Below are 25,001 nucleotides of genomic sequence, written 5' to 3'. Positions count from 1 at the left end.
CGAGCCATTCCGGCCACCGATCAGGATCGCGAAGACCGGTCACGGCGATGGAAGCCTCGGCAGGCAGCTCTCGTACGAGCCGGGCGATCACGGCGTCGTAGTCGGGCAGCATCTCGATCGCAAACGCGGCGAGCACTCCTCGGGTTCCGCGAGGAAGGTGGTAATCCGCGATGTCGGCGTGGACGAGATTGATGTTGTCGCGGCCCTTCACGCGGCGGCGGGCGCGCTCCAGCATGCCGAGGGAGATATCGACTCCGATCACGCGTCCGGACGGTCCGACCGCGTCGGCCAGCCGTGGCAGCGCCCAGCCGGTGCCGGTGCCGAGATCCACGACCGTGTCGCCCGGCCGCAACTCCAGATCGCGGATTCCCCGTCGGACAAGACGGCGACCGTCGATGAGCCGGTATGGACAGGACAGTACGTCGTAGACAGGAGCGACCCGGTCGTAGAGCCCGCGCACGGCTTCGGCGTCCAGCACTCCGCTGCCAGCACCGGAAGCTTCGCGCCGCCGCACCAAGAACGCGGCCGCAATGGCCAGCCCGAGACCTGCAACGGCAATCCAACGACGCCGTCGCCCGCGCCTTCCAAGGCGGGCGGTGCGCGACGGATTGAACCAGTTCCGCATCATGAGGCGAAAGACGATACCCGCATCAGCGTCTGCTGGACAGCGCCTTGGCCCAAGCAATGACAGCGTTGAGGACGACGGCCGCACGATAGATCACTGCATGCTTGTCGTAGCGGGTCGCGAGCCCGCGCCACTGCTTGATGTGGCAGTAGCGACGCTCGATCACGTTGCGGTTCTTGTAGTCGGCGGCATCGAGCGCGACGGGCCTGCCGCCGTGTGAACTACGCCGCCTGCGGTGCCCTTTCTGATCCGCTGGCTCCGGTATGACGGCCTTGATCCCGCGGGAGCGGAGGTGGCCGCGGATCGCGCGGGAAGAGTACGCCTTGTCGCCACGGATCGAGTCTGGGCGAGTCCGCGGCCGACCCACATCGCGCCCCACCTTCAGCTGCGCCATCAGCGGGAGGAACATCGGCGAGTCACCGGCCTGCCCCGCGGTCACAAGCGTGACCAGAGGCAACCCGTTGCCGTCGACGAGCTGGTGGATCTTCGTCGACAGTCCGCCGCGCGAGCGGCCGATGCCGTGGTCAGGCGGCTCGACGGCCGGATTCGTGTAATTCGATCCAGCCCCCTGTGAGCCGGGTCGTGTTCGTCGCGTGCTGATGCGCGCGGGCGATCGTGGAGTCCACCGACAACGACCAGTCGATCATCCCTTCCGCGTCTGCGACGGCGGTGAGCTTCGCGAGCACGCGATCCCAGGTGCCGTCCGTCGCGATCCGGTTATTCCACGTCCACACCGTCTGCCACGGGCCGAACACTTCTGGCAGATCCCTCCACGCGACTCCCGTCCGGTAGCGGTAGACGATGCCCTCGACCATCGTCCTCGCGTCAGAGAACTTCCGCCCCGGCCTGCCCGTCGGACGCGGCAGCATCCCCTCGATCAGCGACCACTGAGCATCCGAGAGCACTTGAAACCGCGACACGAAATCAGGCTCTCAGCCGACAGCCTCAGCCTTTGTCAGACACGCCCTAGGCTCGGGGCCAAGTGCCTGCCACGTTTCACCATCCCGGGTGAGTCCCATAGCGTGGTGTCACTTCCCGCGGGGTCCTCGTCGTCGTAGACGTTGATGGGCCATCGTGGGAGCCCAGCTGTTTCCGCCAAGAGACAAGAAGAGTGATCCCACGATGACCCAGAACCAGTCTGCCCTGACGACCCTGATCGGCGAAGTCCTCGCCGATCCCGACCTGGCCCATTCCGACGTGTTCCGTCGGATGCTGCAGGCCGGCTTGCAGGTGAATCGCCCTGGGTTTCGTTCCTATCGGTTCCCTGTCCGGCGATCACCGGCTGGGCTGATTCCAGGTCAGCGTAGTACGCGTCCTCGACCTCGACGGGTGGACGGTAGTCGAGCTCGCCGTGGAGGCGTTGGTTGTTCCACCACCACACGTACTCGAGCGTCGCGAGCTCGACCTGCTCGATGGTCCGCCACGGGCCCTGGCGGCGGATGAGCTCGGTCTTGTAGAGCCCGTTCACCGCCTCGGCGAGGGCATTGTCGAACGAGTCGCCCACGGTCCCGGTGGACGGCTTCGCTCCGAGCTCGACGATCCGATCGGTGTAGACGATCGAGAGGTAGTTCGAGCCGTGGTCGGCGTGATGGACGAGCTCGTCCAGCGCTCCCGTGGCGTTGAAAGCGGCCATGTTCAACGCCTGCAACGGCAGCACGTCGGCCTTCAATGTCGACGCGACGTTCCAGCCGACGATCATGCGAGAGAACACGTCGATCACGAACGCGACGTAGGCGAATCCCGCCCATGTTGCGACATAGGTGATGTCCGCGACCCAGAGTCTGCGAGGCGCGGGGGCGGTGAAGTTCCGCTTCACGAGGTCCTTCGGCTGCGGGATTGTCGGGTCCGGTTTCGTAGTGAACACCTTCTTCGACCGCTTCACCCCACGCACCCCGGCCAGCCGCATCAGGCGGGCGGTCTGGTCGCGGCCGACATCCCACCCCTGCCGGCGCAGCAGCGCATGCATCTTCCGTACCCCGTACACGCCGTAGTTCTCCGCGTGCAGCCGCCTGATCTCCCCGACCAGCAGCTCGTCCTTCAGCTGCCGCGCCGAGGCAGGGCGGCTCTTCGCGGCCCGGTAGCCGCGGGAGGTGAGGAACCCTCGCACCGCATCCTTGAGGACGCGGCAGATGAGCTCGACCCCGAACTGATCCCGGTGCATGTCGATGAACCGGATCATCTCGTCGAGGGGCGGTCGAGCTCCTTCGCGAAAAACACGCTCGCGGCCTTGAGGACCTCGTTCGCCTTCCGCAGCTCCGCGTTCTCGCGACGCAACTGCGCGTTCTCCGCCGCGACGTCCGTCGGCACACCGGGACGGACGCCGGCGTCGACCTCGCGACGCCGATGCCACACCCGCAATGTCTCCGGGCTCATCCCCAGCAGGCCCGCCACATGCCGCACCGCGGCCATCAGGTTCGGGTGGTCGGGCTTGGCCTCATCCAGCATCCGCAACGCGCGCTCGCGCATCTCCACCGAGTACTTCTGATTCATCGATTCCATCCTTGCTTGAAGAACGGAACGAAACCCAGGGCGATTCACATCGGTCGACTTATAGTCCACGCCACCGTGCGTGTCAGCGTGTACGAGCAGTACCCCGAGCGTGTCCTCGACGACCTGCTTTGCGACGAGTTCGTTTGGGCGTTCCTGATTCACCGCGGCCTCATTCTGTCGTGGGGACCTTGCCTTCGACACGTGGAGTACGCGGCAGGCTTAGCGCCAAGGTACCGCTGCCAACCACGAGTGCGGGAAACGGCGAAGCCGATCGCGGTCGCTTAGTTCCCGCGATGACGGGGGCGACTCCCGCGGATCCCGGACACGCCGCGCAACCAGCTACGTGGTGATGGACGCGGTTTCGGTTCCCGCATCACGCCCACCTGCGTAGGTAGAGATCGCGGAGATGGCATCCGAGCGCAACCTGACCACTTGGGCCTCCAGAGCACGAGATTGCTGGTAGTCAACCTCCTCGAACGCTCTCTCCTGGGCCTCCTCGCGTTGCCTCTGCTCATAGTGAGCATCCACAAACTTCAGCCAACCGTCATAGAACGATGCCACTGCGTCAAGAACAATTGACGAATCTGAGGCGCCGATGACCGCACGAGCAACTTGCCGGCGTTCACCAATTAGCTCCTCGAGATCATGCATTGCTTGGTCGTATGCCGACCCCCTAAGTCCAGGTGCCAGCGCCGCGAGGAAGTCGGCGTCATCCTGGCTGATTCGTTGTCGTGCTTCCTCGAGGAAGCGCGAAGGGCGGTCGGCAAAGTCTGAGGGACTATTCGTCACCTCCAGTGGAAGCGCAATGACTCCAACGGCGATGCCGATCAGAAAGGCGCCAACGGGGACGCCGAACTGGATCCAATGGACTGCACTCGCGATTGTTGGCGACGCGAGGGCGATCCCAATACCCAGCGCCAATGCGGTCGAAGCGACACCCCACTGCGCTTTGGATCGTCGCTTACGCGCCGTCAGCGTCGAATCCGAAACAGCTGCTCCACGGCGTCTGGTCATGGACTGAATGTACCCAGCGGAACGCGTCTGCCCAGGTTCAGGGAGTCCACCGCTCCTGCGGGGGCGCGACTGGGCCCGCAGCCTCACTCGTGGTCGCGAGCCGACGGTTTGCGTATCGGTCGTAGAACTCGAGCCATCTCGTGTGGACGTCGGTGTCCGTGAGGTGGCTACAGATGAGAACGCCACCGTGTCCCGAGTGGACGAGGATTCGCTCCCACCGGCCTCGTAGGGAGGCAGGCTGCACCTGCAATCGGCAGACTGGCAAGCGGCGCGCCGGGCGCCTCGGCCCGCGACGCCACCAAAGGCACCCAAGGTTGCCCGCGCACGATCTGGATCCGTCTCGGTTCATGATGCGACCGCCTCCGGCACGGGGTGGAGCCAGTCGAGCACCTCCTCGAGACGCGCGGCGATCGACGCCCACGGCTGGTTGAGGTCGAGCGTCTGCGCGCCGATCCGGTTGCCCTGGATGACGACGTCGAGGTCGGGCTGGGCGCCGGCATCCGTCCGCGCGTAGAGGAGGAGCCCGGCGACGGAACCGTCGTGCTCCGTGTCCTCGTTCTTCACGTACGCGAGCATCTGGTACAGGTTCCCCGAGTGGATCGTCTCCTTGCCGTACTGACTCTCCTGGAGGTTCTGCTTGTAGTACTTCGCATCGACAATGAGCGCGCGTCCGCCGCGTCGCAGGGTCACATCAGTCTGCATCGCGGGCAGCTGACCGCTGAAGAGACTCGGCGAATCGAGATCCCAGGCGATGGTCGGTGCTCCCGGAGACAGCTCGGGGTGATGAAACGCGTAGTACTGCCGGAGGAAACGCTCGTAGAGCCTGCTCATCGCATCGTCCGACATCCACTCCGACAGCCGGGCCGCACCGGTGTCCTCGGTGGGAAGGAGCCCCCGGACGATGAGCTCGCAGACCCCAATCAGCAGCCGATACGACGCGTTCGAGCGATGGTAGGTCAACGCATCCCACCGGATCGACCGCGGAGAGATGAGTGTCACCTCGTCGAGATACGGAAGCACGCGCCGGAGCGCGTCGCGGCGCGGCTCCTTCACCTCACCGTGGCGCAGGAGAAGGATGATCACCGACTTGAGCGCTTGATTGTGCGGGGTGTCGACTTCGTACTCGTCGAAGTCGCAGCTTCCACTCGTGAAAGGGCACGAATCGCACTCGGCATCGCGGGGAACGTCGTTCGCGGGGCATACCGAATCGACGACTGGCAGCCGGGCCGGGAGAGCGGACGGTGGCGCTTCAACGGAACGCCCGCACCCGAGTTGGACGCCGTCGGCAAGACCGTCGTCCACCTCGCCCCGCGGTCGGGTGCCGCGAACCCGGTCCGCCGGTTTCTCGACGGCGTACCGCAGAGCACACCGCCTGCGGGCGCGGCTTCGGAACCCACGCCGGAGCGCAACACCTCGGCGCCCCCATCCGCTAACCCCTCCGTCAACCCGGAGCCACGCGAGCGGGGCCCGATATCGCTCCTCGCGCACGAGCTGAACCGCGAGCCGCTCGCCCGCATCATGTACGGCCAGCGGGAGCTGTTCCACAGCAACTTCCTCGCCTGGTTCTTCGATGAGATCCCCGACCTCGCCGACGCCGTATTCCGCGACCTTACCGGTGACGGCAACGCGAGCGTGCGCCGGGTGGACCGGGAACAGGAGAACCTCGACCTGGTCATGCGGTGGCCGGGCGCAGCTCCGCTCGTCATCGAGAACAAGGTCTTCTCCCTTCCCGACCAAGATCAGCTCGATGCCTACCGCGCCAAGACCGCGCGGTGGAAGGGGTCGCCCGCGGAGCATGTGCTGCTGAGCATGAGCCCTCCGCGGACGCCACTCCCCGACTGGCGATACCTGAACTACCAGGAGCTCGCCGACCGCATCGACACTGCGCTCCCCGAGAACGACCACAGCTATGAGGTCGAGACCCTGCGCCGCTACTCGCGAGTCATCCGCCTGCTCGAGTCCCTCCTCGCGACCACGATGGTCCGCTCGCACGCCGAGTCCGCGTGGGTGGATGAGCGACAACTGTCGGAGATCGACTCACCCCAGACTCGCATCGGTCTGCGCAAGCTCCGTGCCCGCAGAGTGCAGGGCGCACTCGATGCGGCAGGACCAACCTCAGGATGGACCGAGTCCGCCATCAGTCACGGGCAGCCGCTCGTCGGCTGGCGCAGGGAGTTGAGGGTGGCCGGGCACGTCATCCAGGCGGGCTGGCAGTACCAAGAGGGCCAGTTCCGTCTCTGCGCGGTGCTCTCCCACCTGAATGGCCGTGGGGAATCCGCCAAAGCCGCGCGCGCCGTGTTCAGCGAGGCGCATCCGGCACTGTTCGACTTCGCGCCACTCGACGGCATTCTCCGCACCCCGGATGGCGTGGTGCGTCCCGTGGACCGCTTCGGGCATTTCGACCCCGACTTCATCTACCGCTACATCAAGGCACCCGACCAGACGGTCGAGCAGCTCATCGCGGCGAGCCACACCGTCCACGCGGGCCTGGACCGCATCGCCGATTAGACCGGGTCTGTCCGTGAGGTTGCAGCGCCTTCACCGCAGCCGAAGGCGCCGCAGGGCACTGCGAACCACTGACTCGAGCACTGACCACGCAACGCATGTTCGACTGCCTGGACAGTAAGCTCACGAGCTGATCGAGCTCGTCAGTGTCCGCTCGCCTCGTTTCCGCCGACCCGTCGCGGAGCAGAGGCACAAGGATGACGAAATATGTGCAGCGCAGGAAAGTGTCATCACAAAGTCGGATCGCCAGCGCGCGAGGCGCCCCAGCCACGTGACACTCGGTGTCATCTCACCGCGTTCCCGACAAAGGCTTCTCGCCCCGCACACGGCGCCACGGAAACCGCGCCTTCAGCCGTCGAGCGTCGATTCACCCTCTCCCTCGGCAGCCGGCATCTCGTGATCCGCTACAAGGACTCGAACGATGTCGAGCAGCTCCGGCCAGCGCGAACGCGGAAGGGGCGAGAACAGCTCCTCCGCCGCAGAGTCATACGCCCGCATCCACAGCTCCGCACGCTGCCGCCCCTCCGCGGTCGCGACGACGCGTGTCACACGTCGGTCGGCGGGATCCGTCGTGCGCGTGACCAGCCCCTCTCGGGTGAGGGCGTCCAGGAGAGCCGAGGCCGTGCCCTGCGAGATGCCCACCGCTTGGCTCACGCCGGTGACCCGGATCGGGCCGAGCCGCACGACCTCGACGAGAACACGCGCACGAGCGAATGACACCCCCGCCTCGCCGAGTCGGTCATCGAAGCGACGGGCGAGGATCTTCGCCGCGCGGCCGAAGCCGTCCGCGAGGTCGACCGCGCTCGGCTGCTCGACACTGTCCTCATCATCGACTGCACCCATCGTCGCCTCCTCCGTCGTTGACACCAACTTACATCTGTGTCAATCTATCGACATCAATACATTGGTATCGATGCATCTATGTGAGGAGATCCCGCCCATGCGCGTGTTCGTCACCGGAGGAAGCGGTTTCGTCGGTCAGCACCTGATCCGTCGGCTCCGCGAAGAAGGCCACACCCCCATCGCACTCGCTCGCTCCGAGCGCAGCGCAGACATCGTCCGGGGCGCAGGAGCGGATGCCGTGAGCGGCGACCTCGACGATCTCACCGCCACGGGCGACGTGACTCGGGACCCGGCCTGGGTCGGGGAACTGAGCACCGTCGACGCCGTTGTGCACGCTGCCGCCCGGATGGAGTTCTGGGGACCCGACGAGGGTTTCCGCACCGACAATCACGAGCCGACCATCGCCCTGCACGCGGCCGCCGCGAAGGCAGGAGTCTCGCGGTTCGTGCTGATCAGCGCGGCCGGGATATCCACGGGGACCCAGCGTGCGCGCGTCGTCGACGAGGGCACGGACGACGGCGTCTCGATGACCGCCTACGGCCGCGTGAAACTGGCGACCGAGAACGCGTTGCGAGACGCGCCGACCCCCGGCATGGCCCTCGTGATCCTGCGTCCGCCCTTCATCTGGGGCCCGGGACTCACGACCATGTCCGACGCCGTCGCCGCCGCCCGAAAGGGTCGGTGGGTGTGGATCGACCACGGCCGGCACACGATGGACTTCGTGCACGTCCTCAACCTCGCCGACGCGATCGTCGACTCGCTCACTCACGGTCGCGATGGCGCCCTCTACTACGTCACCGACGGCGCCCCGACGTCGGTGCGCGAGTTCTTCGGCGCCCTGTTCGCCACGCAGGGTGTCGATCTCTCGCGAGCCCGCAGCATCCCGCTGTGGGTCGCCTCTCCGGTCGCAGCGGCGCTCGATGGTGCAGCGCGTCTGCTGCGCCGACCCACGGCGCCCCCGCTCACGAACTGGCTGGTCGCCAACATGGGTCGCGACCGGGCCTACGACATCAGCGCGGCTCGCGCCGACCTCGGCTACCACCCGCGCCTCACCGTCGCAGAGGGGATGCGCGGCATGACCGCGTGAGGCGTCGCGCCTTCCTGGTCCCGCCACTCCCAGGACCCCGGGGGATCTTCCAGGTCGGTCGCGTCAGGATGAGGATGAATCCCACGACGACAGGAGATTGACGTGCAACTGCGGCAGGACACGATCCTCATCACGGGTGGAACCTCGGGCATCGGGCTCGAGATGGCGACCCAGCTGGCGGCTCGCGGGAACACCGTGATCGTCACGGGGCGTGATGAGGGGCGACTCGCCGACTTCCGGCGCACGCACCCGTCGCTCCACGCGTTCACCGTCGAGGTGACGGACCTCGCATCCATCGAGGAGCTGCACCTCCAGGTGACCGCGGCGTTCCCGCGCCTCAATGTCGTCATCAACAATGCCGGCCTGATGCAGGCCATCCGTTTTCCCGAAGCCGCTGCCGATCACGTCGCCGACGAGGTGGGGGTCAACCTCGCCGGTCCGGTCATGGTCACCCAGGTCTTCTTGCCGCATCTCCTCGCGCAGCCCGAGGCCGCGATTCTGAACGTCACGTCGGGCATCGCCTACATCCCCTTCGACAAGGCACCGCTCTACAGCGCCTCGAAGCTCGGTCTGCACTCCTACACGCAGTCTCTTCGCACGCAGCTCACCGGCACGTCGGTCAAGGTCTTCGAGCTTGCTCCGCCGAGGACCACGAAGCCGATGTTCAGCGGATCCGACGCGGACAACCAGCAGGTGGACCGCATCCCGATGATGCCGATCGCCGACGTGGTGACGCACATGATCCGGGGCGTGCAGAGGAACCGCTACGAGATCCGCCCGGGGATGAGCAAGCTGCTCCGGCTGATCGGCAAGGTTCGTCTCTGACCGCGCCTCTCGTCGCCGCGCGTCTCAGCCTCCTCAGCGGAACCGGCGCCGATACAGCGCGATCGCGCCGATGAACGCCGCGACGACGATCCCCGCGCACCAGGCCAGAGCGATCCAGAGGTCGGACGAGACCGGCTGCTGAGCAAGCAGGGCCCGGATGCTGTCGACGATCGGCGTCACCGGCTGATGCTCGGCGAACCAGGCCACGGGCGCCGGCATCGTCTCGGTGGGCACGAACGCGGAACTGAGGAACGGCAGGAAGATGAGCGGGTAGGAGAAGGCAGCCGCGCCGTCGGTCGAGTGTGCGGCAAGACCAGAGAGCACGGCGATCCACGTCAGGGCGAACGTGAACAGCAGAAGGATGCCGGCGACAGCCAGCCACGCGCCGACCCCGGCGCCGCTGCGGAATCCGAGCAGCAGGGCCGCCGCCACGACGATCGCCATCGACACCGAGTTCGCGACGAGCGAGGTCAGCACGTGCGCCCACAGCACGCTCGAGCGGGCGATGGGCATCGATCGGAAGCGCTCGACGATTCCGCCCTGCACATCCAGGAACAGCCGATACGACGTGTAGGCGACCCCCGAGGCGACCGTGATCAGCAGGATCCCCGGAAGCAGGTAGTCGATGTAGCTGCCCGTCGCGTCGCCGATCTCGATCGCTCCGCCGAAGACGAAGACGAACAGCAGCAGAATGGCGATCGGCATCACAGCGGTGGTGATGATGGTGTCGGGGCTGCGCAGGATGTGTCGCAGCGATCTGCCTGTGAGCGCGCCGGTGTCCGAGAGCACGTGAGTGGTCATGATCAGTTCTCCTCCAGTTCGGCGCCGCCGACGACGGCGAGGAAGATCTCCTCGAGCGTCGGCCGCTTCTCGACGTACTCGACGCGCGTCGGCGGCAACAGCCTGCCGAGCTCTTCGAGGGTGCCTTCGACGATGATCCGTCCGCCGTGCAGGATCGCGATGCGATCCGCGAGACGCTCGGCTTCCTCGAGGTACTGCGTGGTCAGCACGACGGTCGTCCCGCCTGCGGCGAGCTGTTCCACCGCGCGCCACACTTCGGCGCGCGCTTCGGGATCCAGCCCGGTGGTCGGCTCGTCGAGGAAGACGACGGATGGGGAACCGACCAGGCTCATCGCGATGTCGAGCCGCCGGCGCATGCCTCCGGAGTAGGTTCCCGCGCGCCGACTTCCCGCATCCGTGAGGGAGAATCGCGCGAGCAGGTCGTCGGCGATCCGCGAGGGATCGGGAAGGTGGCGGAGGCGGGCCACCAGCGCGAGGTTCTCGCGCCCGGTGAGAACGTCATCGACGGCGGTGAACTGGCCGGTGAGGCTGATCGCCTGACGCACCCGCTCCGCGTCGGTGACGACGTCGTAGCCGGCGACCGCGGCCGAGCCCCCGTCGGGCTCGGTCAGCGTCGCGAGGATGCGGATGGCGGTGGTCTTGCCGGCCCCGTTCGACCCCAGCAGGGCGTATACGCTGCCGGCCGGGATCTGCAGGTCGACGCCGCGCAGCACATCCACGGAGCCGAACGACTTCGTCAGATCCTCCACCAGGATCGCCGGGGCGGTGGCGGCGCTCATGACGACTCGCCCTCCGTTGCTGCAGCGATCGCCGAGCGCAACCGTGCGCGCTCCGCGTCGATCCACCCCTTGCCGCCGTACGCGAGGGCAAGCGTCTCGGCGAACTCCACCGGCTCGTCGCCGACGATCTGGTGCACGGTGGCCCCCGAGGCGACCGACCCCTCCCAGAGGTCTGCGAGATCGACGGCCATCTGCGCGACATGCTCCCCGTCGATCAGCCCGCCGTAGCGCAGCAGATACCGGTGCACGGCGCGAGCAGCCTCGCGGTGGGGTTCGGGCAGCGCGTCCAGTCGTGCGACCGCCTCGCGATACTGCTTCTTCTCCTCGAGGGACCCGGTGAGCACCTCGATCCATTTCGACGCCATGATCATTCCTTTCCGGTCCGGAGCGATTCGATGCGCTCTGCGAGGTCGCTCCATGTCTCCCAGAACTCGTCCAGCCGCGAACGTCCGGCCGCGTTGAGCGAGTAGACCTTGCGCGGCGGCCCCTTCTCCGAGGAGACCTTCTCGATGTCGACGAACCCGCGCTGCTCGATGCGCACGAGGAGCGCGTAGACGGTTCCCTCGGCGATATCGGCGAAACCGCGCTCGCGCAGAGTCGCCGTGATCTCGTATCCGTAGGCCGGGCGGTCCGCCAAGGTCGCGAGCACCACGCCCTCCAGCACGCCCTTGAGCATCTCGGTGTCGTGTCGTCCCATCGCCGCCCCTACTCAGTAACGTTGAATACCGGTACAAAGTAACACTGAGTAGTGGCGCCCGCAAGGACTCTTCCGCACCGCCGCGGGACGCCCTAGGCTCCGGAATAGAGCGGACGGGCGCTCGATCGCGCGATACGACGTGCGACCAGGTTCGGGCACGACGGAGCGAGAGCAAGGGATCGGGCATGAACGCGGTTGTCGGCGACATCCTCCCGCTCGCCCTGGGAGTCGCGATCAGTCCCATTCCGATCATCGCCGCGATCCTGATGCTGCTCTCCCCGCGGGCGCGGGTCACCAGCACCGGCTTCCTCCTCGGATGGGTCCTCGGCATCGTCGTCGCCGCGACGGTCTTCACGCTGCTCGCCGGCATCATTCCCGAAGACGACGCGGGGGCATCGCGCCCCGTGAGCGGAACGATCAAGCTGCTGCTGGGCGCCCTTCTGCTCCTGCTGGCGGTACGAAGCTGGCGGCAGCGTCCGAAGGCGGGCGAGGAAGCGGCTCTCCCGCCCTGGATGAAGGCGATCGATTCGTTCACCTTCGTCAAGGCCGTCGGGCTGGCGTTCCTGCTGTCAGGCGTCAACCCGAAGAACCTGCTGCTGGGCGCCGCAGCGGGGGTCGCGATCGGCGGCGCCGGCCTGGAGGTCGCTGCAGCGGCGGCCGCGATCGCGGTCTACACGGTGATCGCGGCGATCACCGTGATCGTCCCCGTCGTCGGATACCTCGTCGCCGCCGACCGACTTACCCCTGCCCTGACCGCCCTGCGGTCCTGGCTTCAGCGCGAGAACGCCGTCATCATGGCGATCCTCCTCCTTGTGCTGGGAGTCACGCTGATCGGCAAGGGCGTCGGCAGCTTCTGACCCGCCGCCCGCCGTGCCGGGCGATGACGTGCCCGGCACCAAGGGATCATCGCCGCCATCTAGGATGGGATCGTCCGGCGCCCGTGATTCCTGGAGCTCAGCCGCATGACCTCTCCTTCCGACACCTCCGCGTCGTCGCGCCCCGTCGCCGACACCGTCGAGAACGCCCAGTCGACGCCTGAGAAGGAGCAGCCCTACGGCGCGCTCGGACTCAAGCCCGACGAGTACGACCGCATCCGGGAGATCCTCGGCCGCCGCCCGACCTCGGGCGAGCTGGCGATGTACTCGGTGATGTGGAGCGAGCACTGCTCCTACAAGTCGAGCAAGATCTACCTGCGTCAGTTCGGCCAGAAGGTCAGCGACCAGATGCGCGAGAAGCTCATGGTCGGCATGGGCCAGAACGCCGGCGTCGTCGACATCGGCGAGGGGTGGGCCGTGACCTTCAAGGTCGAGTCGCACAATCACCCCAGCTACATCGAGCCGTTCCAGGGCGCTGCGACCGGCGTCGGCGGCATCGTGCGCGACATCATCTCGATGGGCGCACGCCCCGTGGCCGTCATGGACCAGCTGCGGTTCGGCGCGATCGACAACCCCGACACCGCCCGCGTCGTGCACGGCGTCACGTCGGGCATCTCCTTCTACGGCAACTGCCTCGGCCTTCCGAACATCGGCGGCGAGACGGTGTTCGACCCGGTGTACCAGGGCAACCCGCTCGTGAACGCGCTCGCGGTGGGCGTCATGCGCCACGAAGACGTCAAGCTCGCCAACGCCACCGGCGCCGGCAACAAGGTCGTGCTCTTCGGCGCCCGCACCGGCGGCGACGGCATCGGCGGCGCATCCATCCTCGCCTCCGACACCTTCGCCGATGGCGGCCCGACCAAGCGCCCCGCCGTGCAGGTCGGTGACCCGTTCGCCGAGAAGGTGCTCATCGAGTGCTGCCTGGAGCTCTACCAGGGCGAGCTCGTCGAGGCGATCCAGGACCTCGGCGCCGCCGGCATCTCGTGCGCGACGAGCGAGCTCGCCGCCAACGGCGGTTCGGGGATGCGCGTCGACCTCGAGAACGTGCTGTTGCGCGACCCGTCGCTCACGCCGGAGGAGATCCTCATGAGCGAGTCGCAGGAGCGCATGATGGCCATCGTCGCCCCGGAGAAGCTCGACGCGTTCCTCGCCGTCGTGGGCAAGTGGGATGTGGAGACCAGCGTGCTGGGCGAGGTCACCGGAGACGGCCGCCTGCAGATCTTCTGGCACGGCGAGCAGATCGTCGACGTCGACCCCTCGACCGTGGCCGTCGACGGCCCGGTCTACGAGCGTCCGGTCGCCTACCCGACATGGATCGACAGCCTGCGCGAGGAGTCGGCCGCGGCCCTCCCCCGCAGCATCGACCCGGAGGTGCTCCGCGAGCAGTTCCTGACGCTCGTCGCCAGCCCGAACCTCGCCGACACGTCGTGGATCACCAACCAATACGACTACTACGTGCTGGGGAACACCGCCCTGAGCTTCCCCGACGACGCCGGCATGATCCGCGTCGACGAGGAATCGGGCCTCGGCTTCGCGATCGCCACCGACTGCAACGGCCGCTACTGCCAGCTCGACCCCTACGAGGGCGCCAAGCTCGCGCTCGCGGAGGCATACCGCAACGTCGCCGTCACCGGCGCGGTGCCCGCCGCCGTCACCGACTGCCTGAACTTCGGCTCACCCGAGAACCCCGAGGTCATGTGGCAGTTCTCGCAGGCGGTCGCAGGCCTCGCCGACGGATGCCTCGAGCTCGGCATCCCCGTCACAGGCGGCAACGTCTCGTTCTACAACCAGACCGGCGACCAGCCGATCTTCCCGACCCCGGTCGTCGGCGTGATGGGCATCATCGACGACGTCGCCCGCCGGATCCCCTCGGGCTGGCAGGATGCGGGCGAGAACATCTATCTGCTCGGCGTCACCGCGACCGAGCTGAGCGGCTCGCAGTGGGCGGGAACGATCCACGGCCACCTCGGCGGCCTGCCGCCGGCGGTCGATCTGGCCGGCGAGAAGAAGCTCGCGGAGCTCATCCACGCGGCGTCGCAGCAGGGTCTCGTCTCGAGCGCCCACGACCTGTCTTCGGGCGGGCTCGCGCAGGCCCTGGCCGAGGCGACGATGCGGTTCGGTGTCGGCGCCCGCGTGTGGCTGCGTGAGATCAGCGAGCGCGACGGGGTGGATGCGGCGACCGCGCTGTTCGGCGAGTCGACCGGACGTGTGATCGTGTCGGTGCCGCGCGAGGAGGACGTGAAGTTCCGGGGGCTCTGCGAGGGCCGCGGCTACCCGGTGCTGCGCATCGGCGTGACCGACGTGCCGGCAGACGGCGAGGCCGCCCTCGAGGTGCAGGATGTCTTCACCGTCGCCGTGTCCGAGCTCCGCGAGCGCTCCGCCGCGACACTGCCCGCCGCGTTCGGCGCGACGATCGCCGAACCGACCGCGTAGGAGGAACCATGTCCGACGACGACGAATACGCCGGCTACGGCGAGGCCCGCCAGCGGCGCATGAAGATCGTCGCGTGGGTGACCATCGTGTCGCTGATCCTCGTGGCCGGCGGCTCCACCATCTTCACCCTGCTGTTCGCCTGAATCCGCGGCCGTCCAGCATCCGAGCGCCGCGCTCGCCCGCTGATTAGCATGGCAGTGTGGACCTCTGGTTCGAGCTGCTCGGCGCCTGGTGGTGGGTCGCACCCACCGCGATCGGTGCGGGCGCGGCCGGGTACGGCGTCGCCACGAGCGGTCGCCGGCGGGCGCGACGGCTCGAGCTCGACGCCGCGCGCCACGAGATGTCACGTGCGTATACGGCGCTGATGTCGGCTCGAGCCGACATGCGCACCGCCCGTGCCGCGCTGCAGACCGCCCGCGCCAACCCGGGCGCGCCGGGCGCGATCAGTGTGCCGGTCGCGCGTGACGAGCTCCAGCGCGCGAAGCACGCGCACCGCGTCGCGTGGATGACCCTGCGGGCCAAGCGCACCGGCGTCAAGGCCGCTCGTGCACAGCTGCGCGCGGTCTCCGCGTCGCCGGGCAAGAGTGACGACACCCGCCTCCCGCTCGCGCGGCTCATGGCCCGCCACGACATGCTGACCTCGCGCTGGATGCAGTACGAGACCGACGCCGCGCGCGCCATCGCCATCCCGCAGATGTCGGATGCCCGACACCCCGTCACGGCGGAGTTCGTCGCCGCGGAGCACCATGCCCGGGCGCTGCGCCCCGCCGACCCTCGTGCCAAGGTCGCCCCGGAGGACTTCGTCGCCTACCGGGAGGCCGTCGCCGCCGCCGAAGCCGCGTTCCGCGTGGCCGAGCAGGATGCGTGGCGCACCGCGCGCCGCGAAGGCCCGCCGCCGGTCGAGCCACCCCGCACCTAGCCGCACCGACCCCCGCGGATACGATGGCAGGGTGGAGCCGTTCTTCACCTTCCTCGGGAGCTACTGGTGGCTGGCGTTCCCGCTGTTCGGTGTGCTGGCCTCGGCCGGCAGCGCCTGGGAACGCGGCGCCCGTCGCCGCCACAAGCGACGGCTCGAGATCATCAAGGCGAAGGGCGAGGTGAAGGCCGCCACGCGCGCTGTGCCGATCGCGTCTGCGCCCGGCGCATCCGATGAGCCCGCAGCGGAGGAGTCGACCGCCAAGCAGCTCGAGAAGCTCTTCGCCGCCCACGACGACGTCACCCACCGGTGGCTCGAATACGAGCTGGATGTCGCGAAGCTCATCGCCTTCCCCGCGATGAGCGACGGGCGCCAGCCGCTGACGGCGGCCTTCCTCCGTGCCAAGCGCGTTGCCGACAACGCTCGGCCGGCAGCGGCATCCGCGAAGGTCAGCCGCGAGGAGCTCACCGAATACCGGGATGCGGTGACGGACTACGAGGTCGCGTTCGACCTCGCCGAACGCGACGCACGGCGACTCAAGGACTCGACGTTCTCGACGGCCGAGCGCAAGCGTCTCGACACGGCCCAGCAGCTGCTCGCGGTCGCGGTCGACCAGGCGGCGACACCGGCGGAGCGCCAGGTGGCGTACAAGCGGGTGCGGGAAGAGCTCGACGGCCTCATCTCGCTGTCCGACGACGCCGTCGACCGCCTCGAGAAGAAGGTGGCGCTGGAGATCACACCCGGCACGCCCCCGCCCACGAAACCCGACGCTTCGTCCCCCTGACCCGCGCAACCCGGCTCTTTCGTCCAGCGCACGAGAACGGGGCGCCCGGCCGAAGCCGGACGCCCCGCGGGGTCCTCGAGGAGGAACGGGATCAGGAGGTCAGCGAGTCGACCCACTCCTGGTTGTCCGCGATCCACTCTTCGACGATGGGACCGTAGTCGTCACCGTCGTACTCGTTGAACATGGCGTTCTCGAGCGAGTAGAGCGTTTCGCTGTCCATCTCGAAGTTCGAGATCCACTCGTGAACCTCGGGGAAGTCGTCGCCGAACGACGACGCGGCGACCGAGTGGATGCCCTCGGCGTCACCGAGCAGGCCCTCGGGGTCTTCGAGGTCCTTGATCGGGAAGGCGTCGTAGGCCCAGTGCGGACGCCACAGCGTCACGACGATGTTCTCGCCAGCGTCGGTGGCCGACTGCAGCTCGGCGAGCATGGCCGGGGTCGACGACTCGATGAGGTTCATGTCCTCGAGGCCGTAACCCGGAACGACCTCTTCGCTCGTGATGCGCATGAGGCCCGAGCCGGGCTCGATGCCGACGATCTCGTTGCCGAACGCATCGGCGTTCTCGGCGAGCTCGGTCAGCGAGTCGATCGGGGCGTCCTCGTTCACCGCGATGGTGAGGGCAGCCTCGTCGTTCCACGCGCCGAGGTCCTCGAGGTCGTCGCCGTACTCCTCCATGTAGTCGGCGTGGGTGACCGGCAGCCACGTGTCGAGCACGAGGTCGAAGTCGCCGCCGGCGAGACCGGCGTAGACCGGGGCCACGTCGGCATAGGTGAGCTCGACGTCGTAACCCTGCTCGGTGAGGATGGCCTCCCACAGGTACGACGCCGCGATGCCCTCATCCCAGCCGTTGAAGACGGCCAGCTCGATGGCGCGGTCGGCACCCGAGGTGTCGCCGCCCGCGTCGGAGCCGCTGTCGCCCGAGTCCGAGCTGCAGCCCGCGAGCACGAGGGCCGAGGCGCCCGCGAGGGCGATTCCGGTTGCGAGGTGCTTTCTCTTGGTCATCATGTTGACTCCCTCTCCATCCGCGTGCTGTTCGCGGACTGGTCGTGTTGTCAGGCGTCCGTGTCTCGGACGCCTCCGGCGGGCGATGAACCCGCCTGGTCTTGGGTCGCGGTCGCTGTGGCGCCCGCGAGTCGATCAGGCCTGCGCGCCGGCCGGCTGGGCGGTCTCGGCGGAAGCCTGGGTATCCTTTGTCGAGTTGTCGGGCGACGTCTTCTTGCGACGCTTCGCACGCGCCCCACCCGTGTCGGCGAGGGCCGATGTCATGCGGTCGAGCATCATCGCGAGGATGACGATCGCCACACCGGCTTCGAACCCGAGACCGACGTTGATGCGGCCGATGGCACGCGTGATCTCGCCGCCCAGGCCGCCGGCGCCGACGATGCCCGCGATGACGACCATCGACAGGCTGAGCATGATCACCTGGTTGACGCCGGCCATGATGCTCGGCAGAGCGAGGGGCAGCTGGATCTGGCGCAAGATGCGGCCTCTGGTCGCACCGAACGCCTGGCCCGCCTCGACGACTTCGGCGTCGACGCCACGGATGCCGAGCTCTGTCAGCCGCACGCCGGGAGCGAGGGCGAAGAGGATCGTCGCGATCATGCCGGGCACCACACCGACGCCGAAGAAGATGATGGCGGGGATGAGGTAGACGAACGCGGGCATCGTCTGCAGGAAGTCGAGCACCGGGCGCACGAGCCGGGAAACCGTGTCGTTGCGAGCGGCCCAGATGCCCGTCGGCACGCTGATGATGACCGCGATCGCGGAGGCGACCAGCACGAGGGCCAGGGTGTCCATCGCGTTGTCCCACTGGTCGACGAGCACGATGAACAGCAGTCCGAGGGCGGTGCCGACGGCGAGCTTCCATCCCTTGATCCACCACGCGAGCGCGGCGAAGACAAGGATGATCACCCAGAAGGGAGGGGTGATCAGCACCCAGTCGAGCGCCTCGTAGACCACGCCGAGAACCACGGAGATGGCGTCGAAGAGCCATCCGAAGACCACGCCGATGAAGTCGACGATCGCCTCGACCCACTCGCCGAAGGGAAGGCGGAAAGTGTCCATCACACGCCTCCTTCCGTCGGTGCGGACGCCGCCGGGGCAGCCTCCACGGTCGCGAGCGTGCTGTCGAGCTCGCTCGCGGGCACCGAGACCGGCACGTCGATGATCGGGTTCTCCCGCGTGACCGCGGGCACGTTCCCGAGGGCGGCGAGGAGGGTGACACGCGGGATGACACCCATGAGGCGGTTCTTGTCGTCGACGACCGCGATCGGGGCGGGGCTCTCGACGGCGCGCTCCACGATCTCGGCGAGCGGCTCGTCGGGGTGGACGACCGGCTGATCCTGGCGCAAGATGCCGCGCAGGTCGGTGTCGCCGTTCTTCACGGCGCGGATGACGTCGCGGTCGGTCACCGAGCCGATGAACTTGCTGCGGCTCTCCACGACCGACACGGCCCCGACCTGCAGGTCGCGCATGATGCGCAGTGCACCGCGGGCGCCGGCGTGCAGCGGCGTGACGGCGACCGGGGGCTCCATCACCGACGCCGCGGTGAGCACGCGCGTGCGGTCGACATCCTGCACGAACTGCGCGACGTAGTCGTTGGCCGGGTCGGTGAGGATCTCTTCTGGCGTGCCGTTCTGCACGATGCGACCGTCGCGCATCACCGCGATGCGGTCGCCGAGGAACATGGCCTCGTTGAGGTCGTGGGTGATGAAGACGATGGTGCGGCCGAGCTCCTGCTGCAGCTCGATGAGCTGCTCCTGCATCTCGCGGCGGATGAGCGGGTCGAGTGCCGAGAAGGCCTCGTCCATGAGCATGATGTCGGTGCCGGCGGTCAGGGCGCGGGCCAGCCCCACGCGCTGCTTCATGCCGCCGGAGAGCTCGTCGGGCATCGCCTCGGCGCGGTCGCCGAGGCCCACCTTCTCGAGGATCTCCTGCGCCTTCGCCCGGCGCTCATCGCGGCCGACGCCCTGGATCTCCAGCGCGTAGGCGGCGTTGTCGATGACCGTGCGGTGCGGCAGGAGAGCGAAGTGCTGGAAGACCATCGAGATCGAGCTGCGGCGGATCCGGCGCAGCTCGGCGTCGGAGGCCTTCGTCACGCTCTGCCCCTGCACGAGCACGTCTCCGGCGGTGGGCTCGAGGAGTCCGTTGAGCATGCGGATGATGGTCGACTTGCCCGAGCCGGAGAGGCCCATGATCACGAAGATCTCGCCGGGCCTCACGTCGAAGCCGGCGTCGATGACCGCGGCCGTCGCACCCTGCGCCGCGACCTCGGATCGACTCGCACCGTTCTTCAGTTTGTCCACTGCTCCGCGCGCGTTGCGCCCGAAGACTTTGAAGAGGCCTTTCGCCTCGATGGCTAGATCGGATGTCACGTTCGTACCTCAGCGACCGCGCGGTCGGTGCCCACGCATCGGCTTTCGGTTACGTCCGGGTGACGGTCATCGGCGCAGAGCGCAGTACAAGGAGCACCTGCGCAACCGGCGACTCACATCGGGTTCGTCACCAAGACCGTCGACCATACGCTCTGCGCGGGGATTCCCCAGGAATCGACCTGCGCCGACCGCGGACTGGTCGTCATCGGGGCACGAGGCCCGACAAACAGCCTAACCCCAGCCCCCGGGGTGGGGCAAAGTCGAACAGCAGAAGGTAACCCCATCGTTATTGACAGGTCACCTCAATCTGTTGCATGGTTAGTTAGTCAACTAATGAACCGAGGGGGCGCAAGTGATCGAAGAAGGCAGGGCGCTGTTCCTGCAGATCGCGGAGAGCGTCGAAGACTCCATCGTCGACGGCAGCCTTCCCGAAGAGGGGCGGGCGCCGTCGACGAACGAGCTCGCCGCCTTCTACCGCATCAATCCGGCCACCGCCGCGAAAGGAGTGAACATGCTCGTCGACAAAGGGGTGCTCCACAAGCGCCGCGGAATCGGCATGTTCGTCGCGCCCGGAGCCCGCGAACGGCTCCTCGACGAGCGCCGCACCGCCTTCGCGGACCGTTACGTCGAACCGCTCCTCGTCGAGGCGCGCAAGCTCGGCCTCGGGCCCGACGACCTCGGCCGGCTCGTGCGCGAGCGAGCCGCCGCATCCGACCAGACCATCGCGACCGACCGAACCGAAACAGGGGGAACCACACCATGACCGCCGTGATCGAGGTCAACGGCCTCACGAAGCGCTATCGCGACACCGTCGCGGTCGACGACGTGAGCTTCACCATCGAGAAGGACACCATCTACGGGCTCCTGGGCCGCAACGGCGCGGGAAAGACGACGGTGATGTCGATCCTCACCGCGCAGAACTTCGCCACGTCGGGTGACGTGACCGTGTTCGGCCAGCAGCCCTACGAGAATGCGCACGTGCTTCAGCGCATGTGCTTCGTGCGCGAGAGCCAGAAGTATCCCGACGACGCCACACCGCTGCACGCGTTCCGCGCCGCGAAGCTGTTCTTCCCGAACTGGAGCCAGGCGCTGGCGGACGAGCTCGTCGCCGCCTTCCGCCTGCCTCTCAAGCGACGCATCAAGAAGCTCTCCCGCGGCCAGCTCTCGGCGGTGGGCGTCATCATCGGTCTTGCCTCGCGCGCCGAGATCACGTTCTTCGACGAGCCCTACCTGGGGCTGGATGCGGTGGCGCGGCAGATCTTCTACGACCGGCTCGTCGCGGACTACAGCGAGCATCCGCGCACGGTCGTGCTCTCCAGTCACCTCATCGACGAGGTCTCCCATCTCATCGAGCGCGTTCTGGTCATCGACGAGGGCCGGATCCTGATGGACGAGAGCACCGACGACGTGCGGGATCGTGCCGCCAACATCGTCGGCGATGCTGCGGCCGTCGACGCCTTCGCGGCCGGCCGTGAGGTGATCCACCGGGAGAGCCTCGGCCGGGTCGCGAGCGTGACCGTGCTCGGCGCCCTCACCGACGACGACCGTCGGCGTCTCGCCGAGGCCGATCTCGAGGTCGCCTCGGTCTCGCTCCAGCAGCTGATCGTGCGTCTGACGCAGCACGCGTCGAGCACCGCATCCCCGGAGGTGTCGCGATGAACCGCACCCTGAATGTCATCCGTCTGCAGCTGGTGAATCGCCAGACCTACGTCTGGGTGCCTCTCATCGTGCTCACGGGCGCCTTCGTCGTGACCCTCGCGATCTACGCGCTGCTGAGCAGCTCGGGCCTTCCGGGACCGTTCTACGGCGGTGGCGCGCAGGCGCCGCTGTGGTACTTCCTGTTCGTCGGTATCCAGGCGCTGACGATGACCTTCCCGTTCTCCCAGGCCCTCAGCATCACGCGACGCGAGTTCTATCTCGGCACCCTCGCCACCGCGACGATCACCGCGAACCTGCTCGCGACGGTGTTCGTGATCGGCGGGTTCCTCGAAGACGCCACCGGCGGCTGGGGCATGAACGGATACTTCTTCCAGCTGACCTGGATCTGGGAAGCGGGATGGTGGGCCGCGTGGCTGTTCTACTTCGCCTTCACGGTGCTGGTGTTCACGATCGGCTTCGCCTCGGCAACGCTCTACAAGCGCTTCGGGCCCCTGTGGGTGGCGCTCGTCTACACGGCGCTGGCACTGCTGCTCGTCGGCGTGATGTGGGTCATCGGGCGCCTCGATGCCTGGGGCAGGTGTTCACCTGGTTCGCGGATCAGGGGGCGGTCGGAATCACCCTGTGGGGACTTCTGCTGACCGTGGTGCTCGCAGCGGGATCGTTCCTGACCCTTCGTCGCGCGACACCCTGAGGCCGTCCGCCACGATCCGTCCCTCTGCGCCGGCTCCGGTCAGCGCAGGGGGACGGCGACGTCGGAGCCGCCTTCCTCGGTCAGGCGCGCGCCCATCTGCACCAGCACGGGCGAATCGACGAACCCGCCCGCGAACAGGGCCTGCCCCTGCGCGAACGCCGACGAGCGCTCCAGCATCGACGCCGGCGCGTAGCCGAAGACGTCGGCGAGCTCGGCGAGGTCCTTCGGCGAGCTCATCCGCATGAGGGCGAGGTTGTCGCACTGCGACAGGGCGTTGATGTGCACCTTCGACGGGCGCTGCGTCGACAGCAGCAGCCACAGTCCGTACTTGCGGCCCTCGGCGGCGATCTGCACGATCCGTTCCGTGAGCAGCCGCTCGACGGGGGTCGACGGGTCGGGGCGGCAGAGGTTGTGCGCCTCGTCGATCACGATGAGCCGTCCGACGCGCTCCTCGCGGTGCTCCCACAGATGGTCGAGCACGGCGAGCGCGGCAGCCCGCGACTCCGCCGGTGTGGGGAACCCGCCGAGGTCCAGGACGGTCGCATCCGCACGCTCGTCGAGGTGGTCGCCGACGTTGCGTCCGCCCCACGCCCACAGATCCCACTCGCTGATCCCCAGGTTCTCGAGGCGATTGGCGAGCTTGTCGTGCACCGCCGACCCCTTGGCCCGGAGGTGGGCGACGAGGTCGCGGTCGTCGATCGAGTGCACCTCGTCTTCGAGGCGCAGCAGGTGGTTGTACTCGTCGGCGTCGAGGATCGGATCGATCTGGGCGACCGCGGCCTTGGACTTCAGCGGCAGGTTCGTGAACTGCACCCGAAGGTCGTGGTCGCCGTTCCTGCCGAGCACGCGCACGTCGCGCGAGCGCAGCTCGTCGGCGGATGCACGATCCGCGCCCGCCCGCATCTCCCCGAGACGCACGTAGTCCGAGTTCGGGTCGAGGATGACCAGGGGAAGCTCGGTCTCGAGCATCACCTGCTCGAGCAGCACGCCGAGCGCGTAGGTCTTGCCCGACCCGCTCTGGCCGCACCAGAACGTGTGGCGGTTGAGCTTGCGGGCGAGCACGTGCGCGTGGGCGCCGTCGCTCGATTCGAGCAGGGTCCCGATGGGGAGTTCGGCGGCCATCGTGGTCAGCGGGCGTCGGCGGCGGCCGTGTGGTGACGGATGACCTCGGCGACGACGAAGTTGAACCACTTCTCGGCGAAGGCCGGGTCGAGGTCGGCCTCTTCGGCGAGGCGTCGGAGGCGCGCGACCTGCTGCTCTTCGCGCGAGGGGTCGGATGCGGGCATCCCGTGATCGGCCTTCAACTCACCCACCTGCTTGGTCGCACGGAAGCGCTCGGCGAGCACGAAGATGAGCGCCGCATCGATGTTGTCGATCGTGGCGCGCAGCCGCAGCAGGGTCTGCTCGGGCGTCTCGGTCATGTCGTCCTCCTCGGCGCGGCGGGCTCAGCAATAGAGTGTGAGCATGACCGAGGTTACCGACTCGCCCGACGACGCCGCGACGCCACCCGCGGCGCCCCCGAAGGAGAGCGAACCGGCGCGCTGGTTCGGACTGCGCAATCCGTTCGCCGTCGGCTTCTACGCCGTGCTCGGCGGCCTCGTCGCGCTCGCGCTGGGCATCGCGGTGACCAACATCGTGACCGTCATCGTGTACATCGCGTTCGCCCTCTTCGTCGCGCTCGGCCTCGACCCGGTGGTGCGCGCGCTCGAGCGCAAGAACGTGTCGCGGGTGTGGAGCATCGTCATCGTCTACTTCGGGTTCGCCATCGTGCTCGCCGGCGTGCTCCTGCTGATCCTGCCCACGGTCGTCGAGCAGATCGCCCAGTTCATCACCGACATCCCCACCCTGATCAACAACTTCATGCAGAGCGACGTCTTCCTCTGGGCGGAGGACAACTTCGGCGACTCGCTCGGCGACATCCTCGGCGAGGTCGAGAGCTTCGTGACCAATCCGAGCAACATCGCCGCCATCGGCGGCGGCGTGCTCCAGGCCGGCATCACGCTAGCCACCGGCATCTCCGGCGCGATCATCGTGATCGTGCTGAGCCTGTACTTCCTCGCGTCGCTGCCGACCATGAAGCAGGCCTTCTACCGCCTGGCTCCGGCACGCAACCGCTCCGGGATCGCCGACCTCACCGAGCAGATCACCGACTCCGTCGGCGGCTACCTCATGGGAATGGTGATCCTGGCGTTCTTCAACGCGACGTTCACGTTCATCATGTACCTGATCCTCGGGCTGCCGTTCCCGGCCCTCCTCGCGGTCACGTCGTTCTGCATCACGATCATCCCGCTGGTCGGTCCGGTGCTGTTCTGGATCATCGGATCGACCGTCGCGCTGTTCGCCGACCCCCTCCTGGCCCTCATCTTCGCCGCGGCGTACCTCGTCTACATGCAGATCGAGGCCTACGTTCTCACCCCGCGCGTGATGAACCGCACGATCTCGATCCCCGGGTCGCTCGTGGTCATCGGCGCCCTCGTCGGCGGCACGCTGCTGGGCCTGCTGGGTGCCCTGGTCGCGATCCCGGTGACGGCCTCGATCCTGCTGATCATCAAGCAGGTGCTGATCCCCCGGCAGGACGCCAAGGTGTAGGTCGCGGAGGGCC

Annotated in this window: 26 protein-coding genes and 1 pseudogene; 12 read left to right on the top strand and 15 right to left on the bottom strand. The window is 67.7% G+C overall.

Annotation, left to right across the window (positions count from 1 at the left end; genetic code table 11):
* The 5 genes and pseudogenes from ACGG9C_RS13620 to ACGG9C_RS13600 form a co-directional block, all read right to left on the bottom strand.
* Positions 1-712: class I SAM-dependent methyltransferase (locus ACGG9C_RS13620; protein WP_390178733.1), on the bottom strand; the 712-nt coding region annotated here is incomplete at its 3' end.
* Positions 651-1,545, bottom strand: a protein-coding gene (locus tag ACGG9C_RS13615) for an IS5 family transposase (protein ID WP_194384183.1) whose coding sequence is annotated in 2 segments (ribosomal slippage) — positions 651-1,193 and positions 1,195-1,545 — 894 coding nt in all. Because the reading frame shifts where the segments join, the coding sequence is not laid out codon by codon here. The genes ACGG9C_RS13615 and ACGG9C_RS13620, both read right to left, overlap by 62 nt.
* Before the next feature lie 380 nt (positions 1,546-1,925).
* Positions 1,926-3,115 (bottom strand): annotated as a pseudogene (locus ACGG9C_RS13610) (IS3 family transposase); the annotation flags it as partial.
* A gap of 339 nt (positions 3,116-3,454) precedes the next feature.
* Entirely contained in the window at positions 3,455-4,129 is a 675-nt protein-coding gene (locus ACGG9C_RS13605) for a hypothetical protein (RefSeq protein ID WP_194384182.1), read from the bottom strand.
* A 345-nt stretch (positions 4,130-4,474) separates the two neighbouring features.
* Positions 4,475-5,212, bottom strand: a complete 738-nt coding sequence (locus ACGG9C_RS13600) for a hypothetical protein (protein WP_287016470.1) — start codon at positions 5,210-5,212, stop codon at positions 4,475-4,477.
* Between ACGG9C_RS13600 and ACGG9C_RS13595 the strand changes: the two genes are divergently transcribed.
* Positions 5,189-6,637 (top strand): hypothetical protein, encoded by a 1,449-nt coding sequence (locus tag ACGG9C_RS13595; protein WP_390178732.1) that lies wholly within the window; start codon positions 5,189-5,191, stop codon positions 6,635-6,637. The genes ACGG9C_RS13600 and ACGG9C_RS13595 overlap by 24 nt on opposite strands.
* 345 nt (positions 6,638-6,982) lie before the next feature.
* Here ACGG9C_RS13595 and ACGG9C_RS13590 read toward each other — a convergent pair whose 3' ends face one another.
* Complete coding sequence (locus ACGG9C_RS13590; RefSeq protein ID WP_194384179.1) at positions 6,983-7,477, bottom strand: MarR family winged helix-turn-helix transcriptional regulator; 495 nt, start codon at positions 7,475-7,477, stop codon at positions 6,983-6,985.
* Positions 7,478-7,574: 97 nt separating this feature from the next.
* Here ACGG9C_RS13590 and ACGG9C_RS13585 point away from each other — a divergent pair, with 97 nt between their 5' ends.
* Positions 7,575-8,564, top strand: coding sequence for an NAD-dependent epimerase/dehydratase family protein (locus tag ACGG9C_RS13585; RefSeq protein ID WP_390178731.1), 990 nt, complete (start codon positions 7,575-7,577; stop codon positions 8,562-8,564).
* Positions 8,565-8,666: 102 nt separating this feature from the next.
* Positions 8,667-9,389, top strand: coding sequence for an SDR family oxidoreductase (locus ACGG9C_RS13580; protein ID WP_194384177.1), 723 nt, complete (start codon positions 8,667-8,669; stop codon positions 9,387-9,389).
* A gap of 33 nt (positions 9,390-9,422) precedes the next feature.
* Here the strand turns inward: ACGG9C_RS13580 and ACGG9C_RS13575 are convergent, their stop codons facing one another.
* Genes ACGG9C_RS13575 through ACGG9C_RS13560 form a run of 4 tightly spaced genes read right to left on the bottom strand, consistent with a single transcriptional unit; the run spans position 9,423 to position 11,666 of the window.
* Positions 9,423-10,190, bottom strand: a complete 768-nt coding sequence (locus tag ACGG9C_RS13575; protein WP_194384176.1) for an ABC transporter permease — start codon at positions 10,188-10,190, stop codon at positions 9,423-9,425.
* A gap of 2 nt (positions 10,191-10,192) precedes the next feature.
* Positions 10,193-10,969 carry an ABC transporter ATP-binding protein gene (locus ACGG9C_RS13570; protein ID WP_390178730.1) on the bottom strand — a complete coding sequence of 259 codons (777 nt, stop codon included), beginning with the start codon at positions 10,967-10,969 and terminating at the stop codon, positions 10,193-10,195.
* The gene (locus tag ACGG9C_RS13565; RefSeq protein WP_194384174.1) at positions 10,966-11,334 is read right to left on the bottom strand and encodes a DUF1048 domain-containing protein; all 369 of its coding nucleotides are present in this window, start codon (positions 11,332-11,334) and stop codon (positions 10,966-10,968) included. Before ACGG9C_RS13565 ends, ACGG9C_RS13570 begins: the two co-directional genes overlap by 4 nt.
* A gap of 2 nt (positions 11,335-11,336) precedes the next feature.
* The gene (locus ACGG9C_RS13560; RefSeq protein ID WP_194384173.1) at positions 11,337-11,666 is read right to left on the bottom strand and encodes a PadR family transcriptional regulator; all 330 of its coding nucleotides are present in this window, start codon (positions 11,664-11,666) and stop codon (positions 11,337-11,339) included.
* Between the two features lie 185 nt (positions 11,667-11,851).
* Here ACGG9C_RS13560 and ACGG9C_RS13555 point away from each other — a divergent pair, with 185 nt between their 5' ends.
* The 5 genes from ACGG9C_RS13555 (at position 11,852) to ACGG9C_RS13535 (ending at position 16,674) form a co-directional block, all read left to right on the top strand.
* Positions 11,852-12,523 (top strand): GAP family protein, encoded by a 672-nt coding sequence (locus ACGG9C_RS13555; protein WP_194384172.1) that lies wholly within the window; start codon positions 11,852-11,854, stop codon positions 12,521-12,523.
* A 105-nt stretch (positions 12,524-12,628) separates the two neighbouring features.
* Positions 12,629-14,974: a phosphoribosylformylglycinamidine synthase subunit PurL gene (gene purL / locus ACGG9C_RS13550; RefSeq protein WP_194384171.1), complete on the top strand. Its 2,346-nt coding sequence runs from the start codon at positions 12,629-12,631 to the stop codon at positions 14,972-14,974.
* Positions 14,975-14,982: 8 nt separating this feature from the next.
* Entirely contained in the window at positions 14,983-15,117 is a 135-nt protein-coding gene (locus ACGG9C_RS13545) for a hypothetical protein (protein WP_272872942.1), read from the top strand.
* Positions 15,118-15,173: 56 nt separating this feature from the next.
* Positions 15,174-15,893 (top strand): hypothetical protein, encoded by a 720-nt coding sequence (locus ACGG9C_RS13540; RefSeq protein ID WP_194384170.1) that lies wholly within the window; start codon positions 15,174-15,176, stop codon positions 15,891-15,893.
* 31 nt (positions 15,894-15,924) lie between these two features.
* A complete protein-coding gene (locus tag ACGG9C_RS13535; protein ID WP_194384169.1) occupies positions 15,925-16,674 on the top strand; it encodes a hypothetical protein in 750 nt (249 codons plus the stop codon).
* 91 nt (positions 16,675-16,765) lie between these two features.
* On the opposite strand, the gene ACGG9C_RS13530 is transcribed toward ACGG9C_RS13535, so the two are convergent.
* The 3 genes from ACGG9C_RS13530 to ACGG9C_RS13520 all read right to left on the bottom strand — a co-directional run bounded on the left by ACGG9C_RS13530 (position 16,766) and on the right by ACGG9C_RS13520 (position 20,049).
* Positions 16,766-17,680 carry a glycine betaine ABC transporter substrate-binding protein gene (locus ACGG9C_RS13530; RefSeq protein WP_194384168.1) on the bottom strand — a complete coding sequence of 305 codons (915 nt, stop codon included), beginning with the start codon at positions 17,678-17,680 and terminating at the stop codon, positions 16,766-16,768.
* Positions 17,681-17,812: 132 nt separating this feature from the next.
* Positions 17,813-18,739: a proline/glycine betaine ABC transporter permease gene (locus ACGG9C_RS13525; protein ID WP_194384167.1), complete on the bottom strand. Its 927-nt coding sequence runs from the start codon at positions 18,737-18,739 to the stop codon at positions 17,813-17,815.
* Positions 18,739-20,049 (bottom strand): glycine betaine/L-proline ABC transporter ATP-binding protein, encoded by a 1,311-nt coding sequence (locus tag ACGG9C_RS13520; protein WP_228480877.1) that lies wholly within the window; start codon positions 20,047-20,049, stop codon positions 18,739-18,741. The genes ACGG9C_RS13525 and ACGG9C_RS13520 overlap by 1 nt, the downstream gene beginning before the upstream one ends.
* Positions 20,050-20,401: 352 nt before the next feature.
* Here ACGG9C_RS13520 and ACGG9C_RS13515 point away from each other — a divergent pair, with 352 nt between their 5' ends.
* Genes ACGG9C_RS13515 through ACGG9C_RS13505 form a run of 3 tightly spaced genes read left to right on the top strand, consistent with a single transcriptional unit; the run spans position 20,402 to position 22,346 of the window.
* Positions 20,402-20,812: a GntR family transcriptional regulator gene (locus tag ACGG9C_RS13515; RefSeq protein ID WP_071044261.1), complete on the top strand. Its 411-nt coding sequence runs from the start codon at positions 20,402-20,404 to the stop codon at positions 20,810-20,812.
* Positions 20,809-21,708, top strand: coding sequence for an ABC transporter ATP-binding protein (locus ACGG9C_RS13510; protein WP_194384166.1), 900 nt, complete (start codon positions 20,809-20,811; stop codon positions 21,706-21,708). Before ACGG9C_RS13515 ends, ACGG9C_RS13510 begins: the two co-directional genes overlap by 4 nt.
* Positions 21,705-22,346: a hypothetical protein gene (locus tag ACGG9C_RS13505; RefSeq protein ID WP_336510680.1), complete on the top strand. Its 642-nt coding sequence runs from the start codon at positions 21,705-21,707 to the stop codon at positions 22,344-22,346. The genes ACGG9C_RS13510 and ACGG9C_RS13505 overlap by 4 nt, the downstream gene beginning before the upstream one ends.
* 92 nt (positions 22,347-22,438) lie before the next feature.
* Here ACGG9C_RS13505 and ACGG9C_RS13500 read toward each other — a convergent pair whose 3' ends face one another.
* Together ACGG9C_RS13500 and ACGG9C_RS13495 are read right to left on the bottom strand one after the other, a co-directional pair.
* Positions 22,439-23,521 (bottom strand): ATP-binding protein, encoded by a 1,083-nt coding sequence (locus tag ACGG9C_RS13500; protein ID WP_194384165.1) that lies wholly within the window; start codon positions 23,519-23,521, stop codon positions 22,439-22,441.
* A 5-nt stretch (positions 23,522-23,526) separates the two neighbouring features.
* Entirely contained in the window at positions 23,527-23,820 is a 294-nt protein-coding gene (locus ACGG9C_RS13495; protein ID WP_071044258.1) for a chorismate mutase, read from the bottom strand.
* A 43-nt stretch (positions 23,821-23,863) separates the two neighbouring features.
* On the opposite strand from ACGG9C_RS13495, the gene ACGG9C_RS13490 reads away from it, so the two are divergent.
* Positions 23,864-24,988, top strand: a complete 1,125-nt coding sequence (locus ACGG9C_RS13490; protein ID WP_194384164.1) for an AI-2E family transporter — start codon at positions 23,864-23,866, stop codon at positions 24,986-24,988.
* Positions 24,989-25,001: the final 13 nt, after the last annotated feature.

The organism is Microbacterium sp. MTN4-26, from assembly GCF_042846595.1.
GTDB classification, from domain to species: Bacteria; Actinomycetota; Actinomycetes; order Actinomycetales; family Microbacteriaceae; genus Microbacterium; species Microbacterium luteum.
This window is presented reverse-complemented; position numbering and strand designations above follow the sequence as displayed.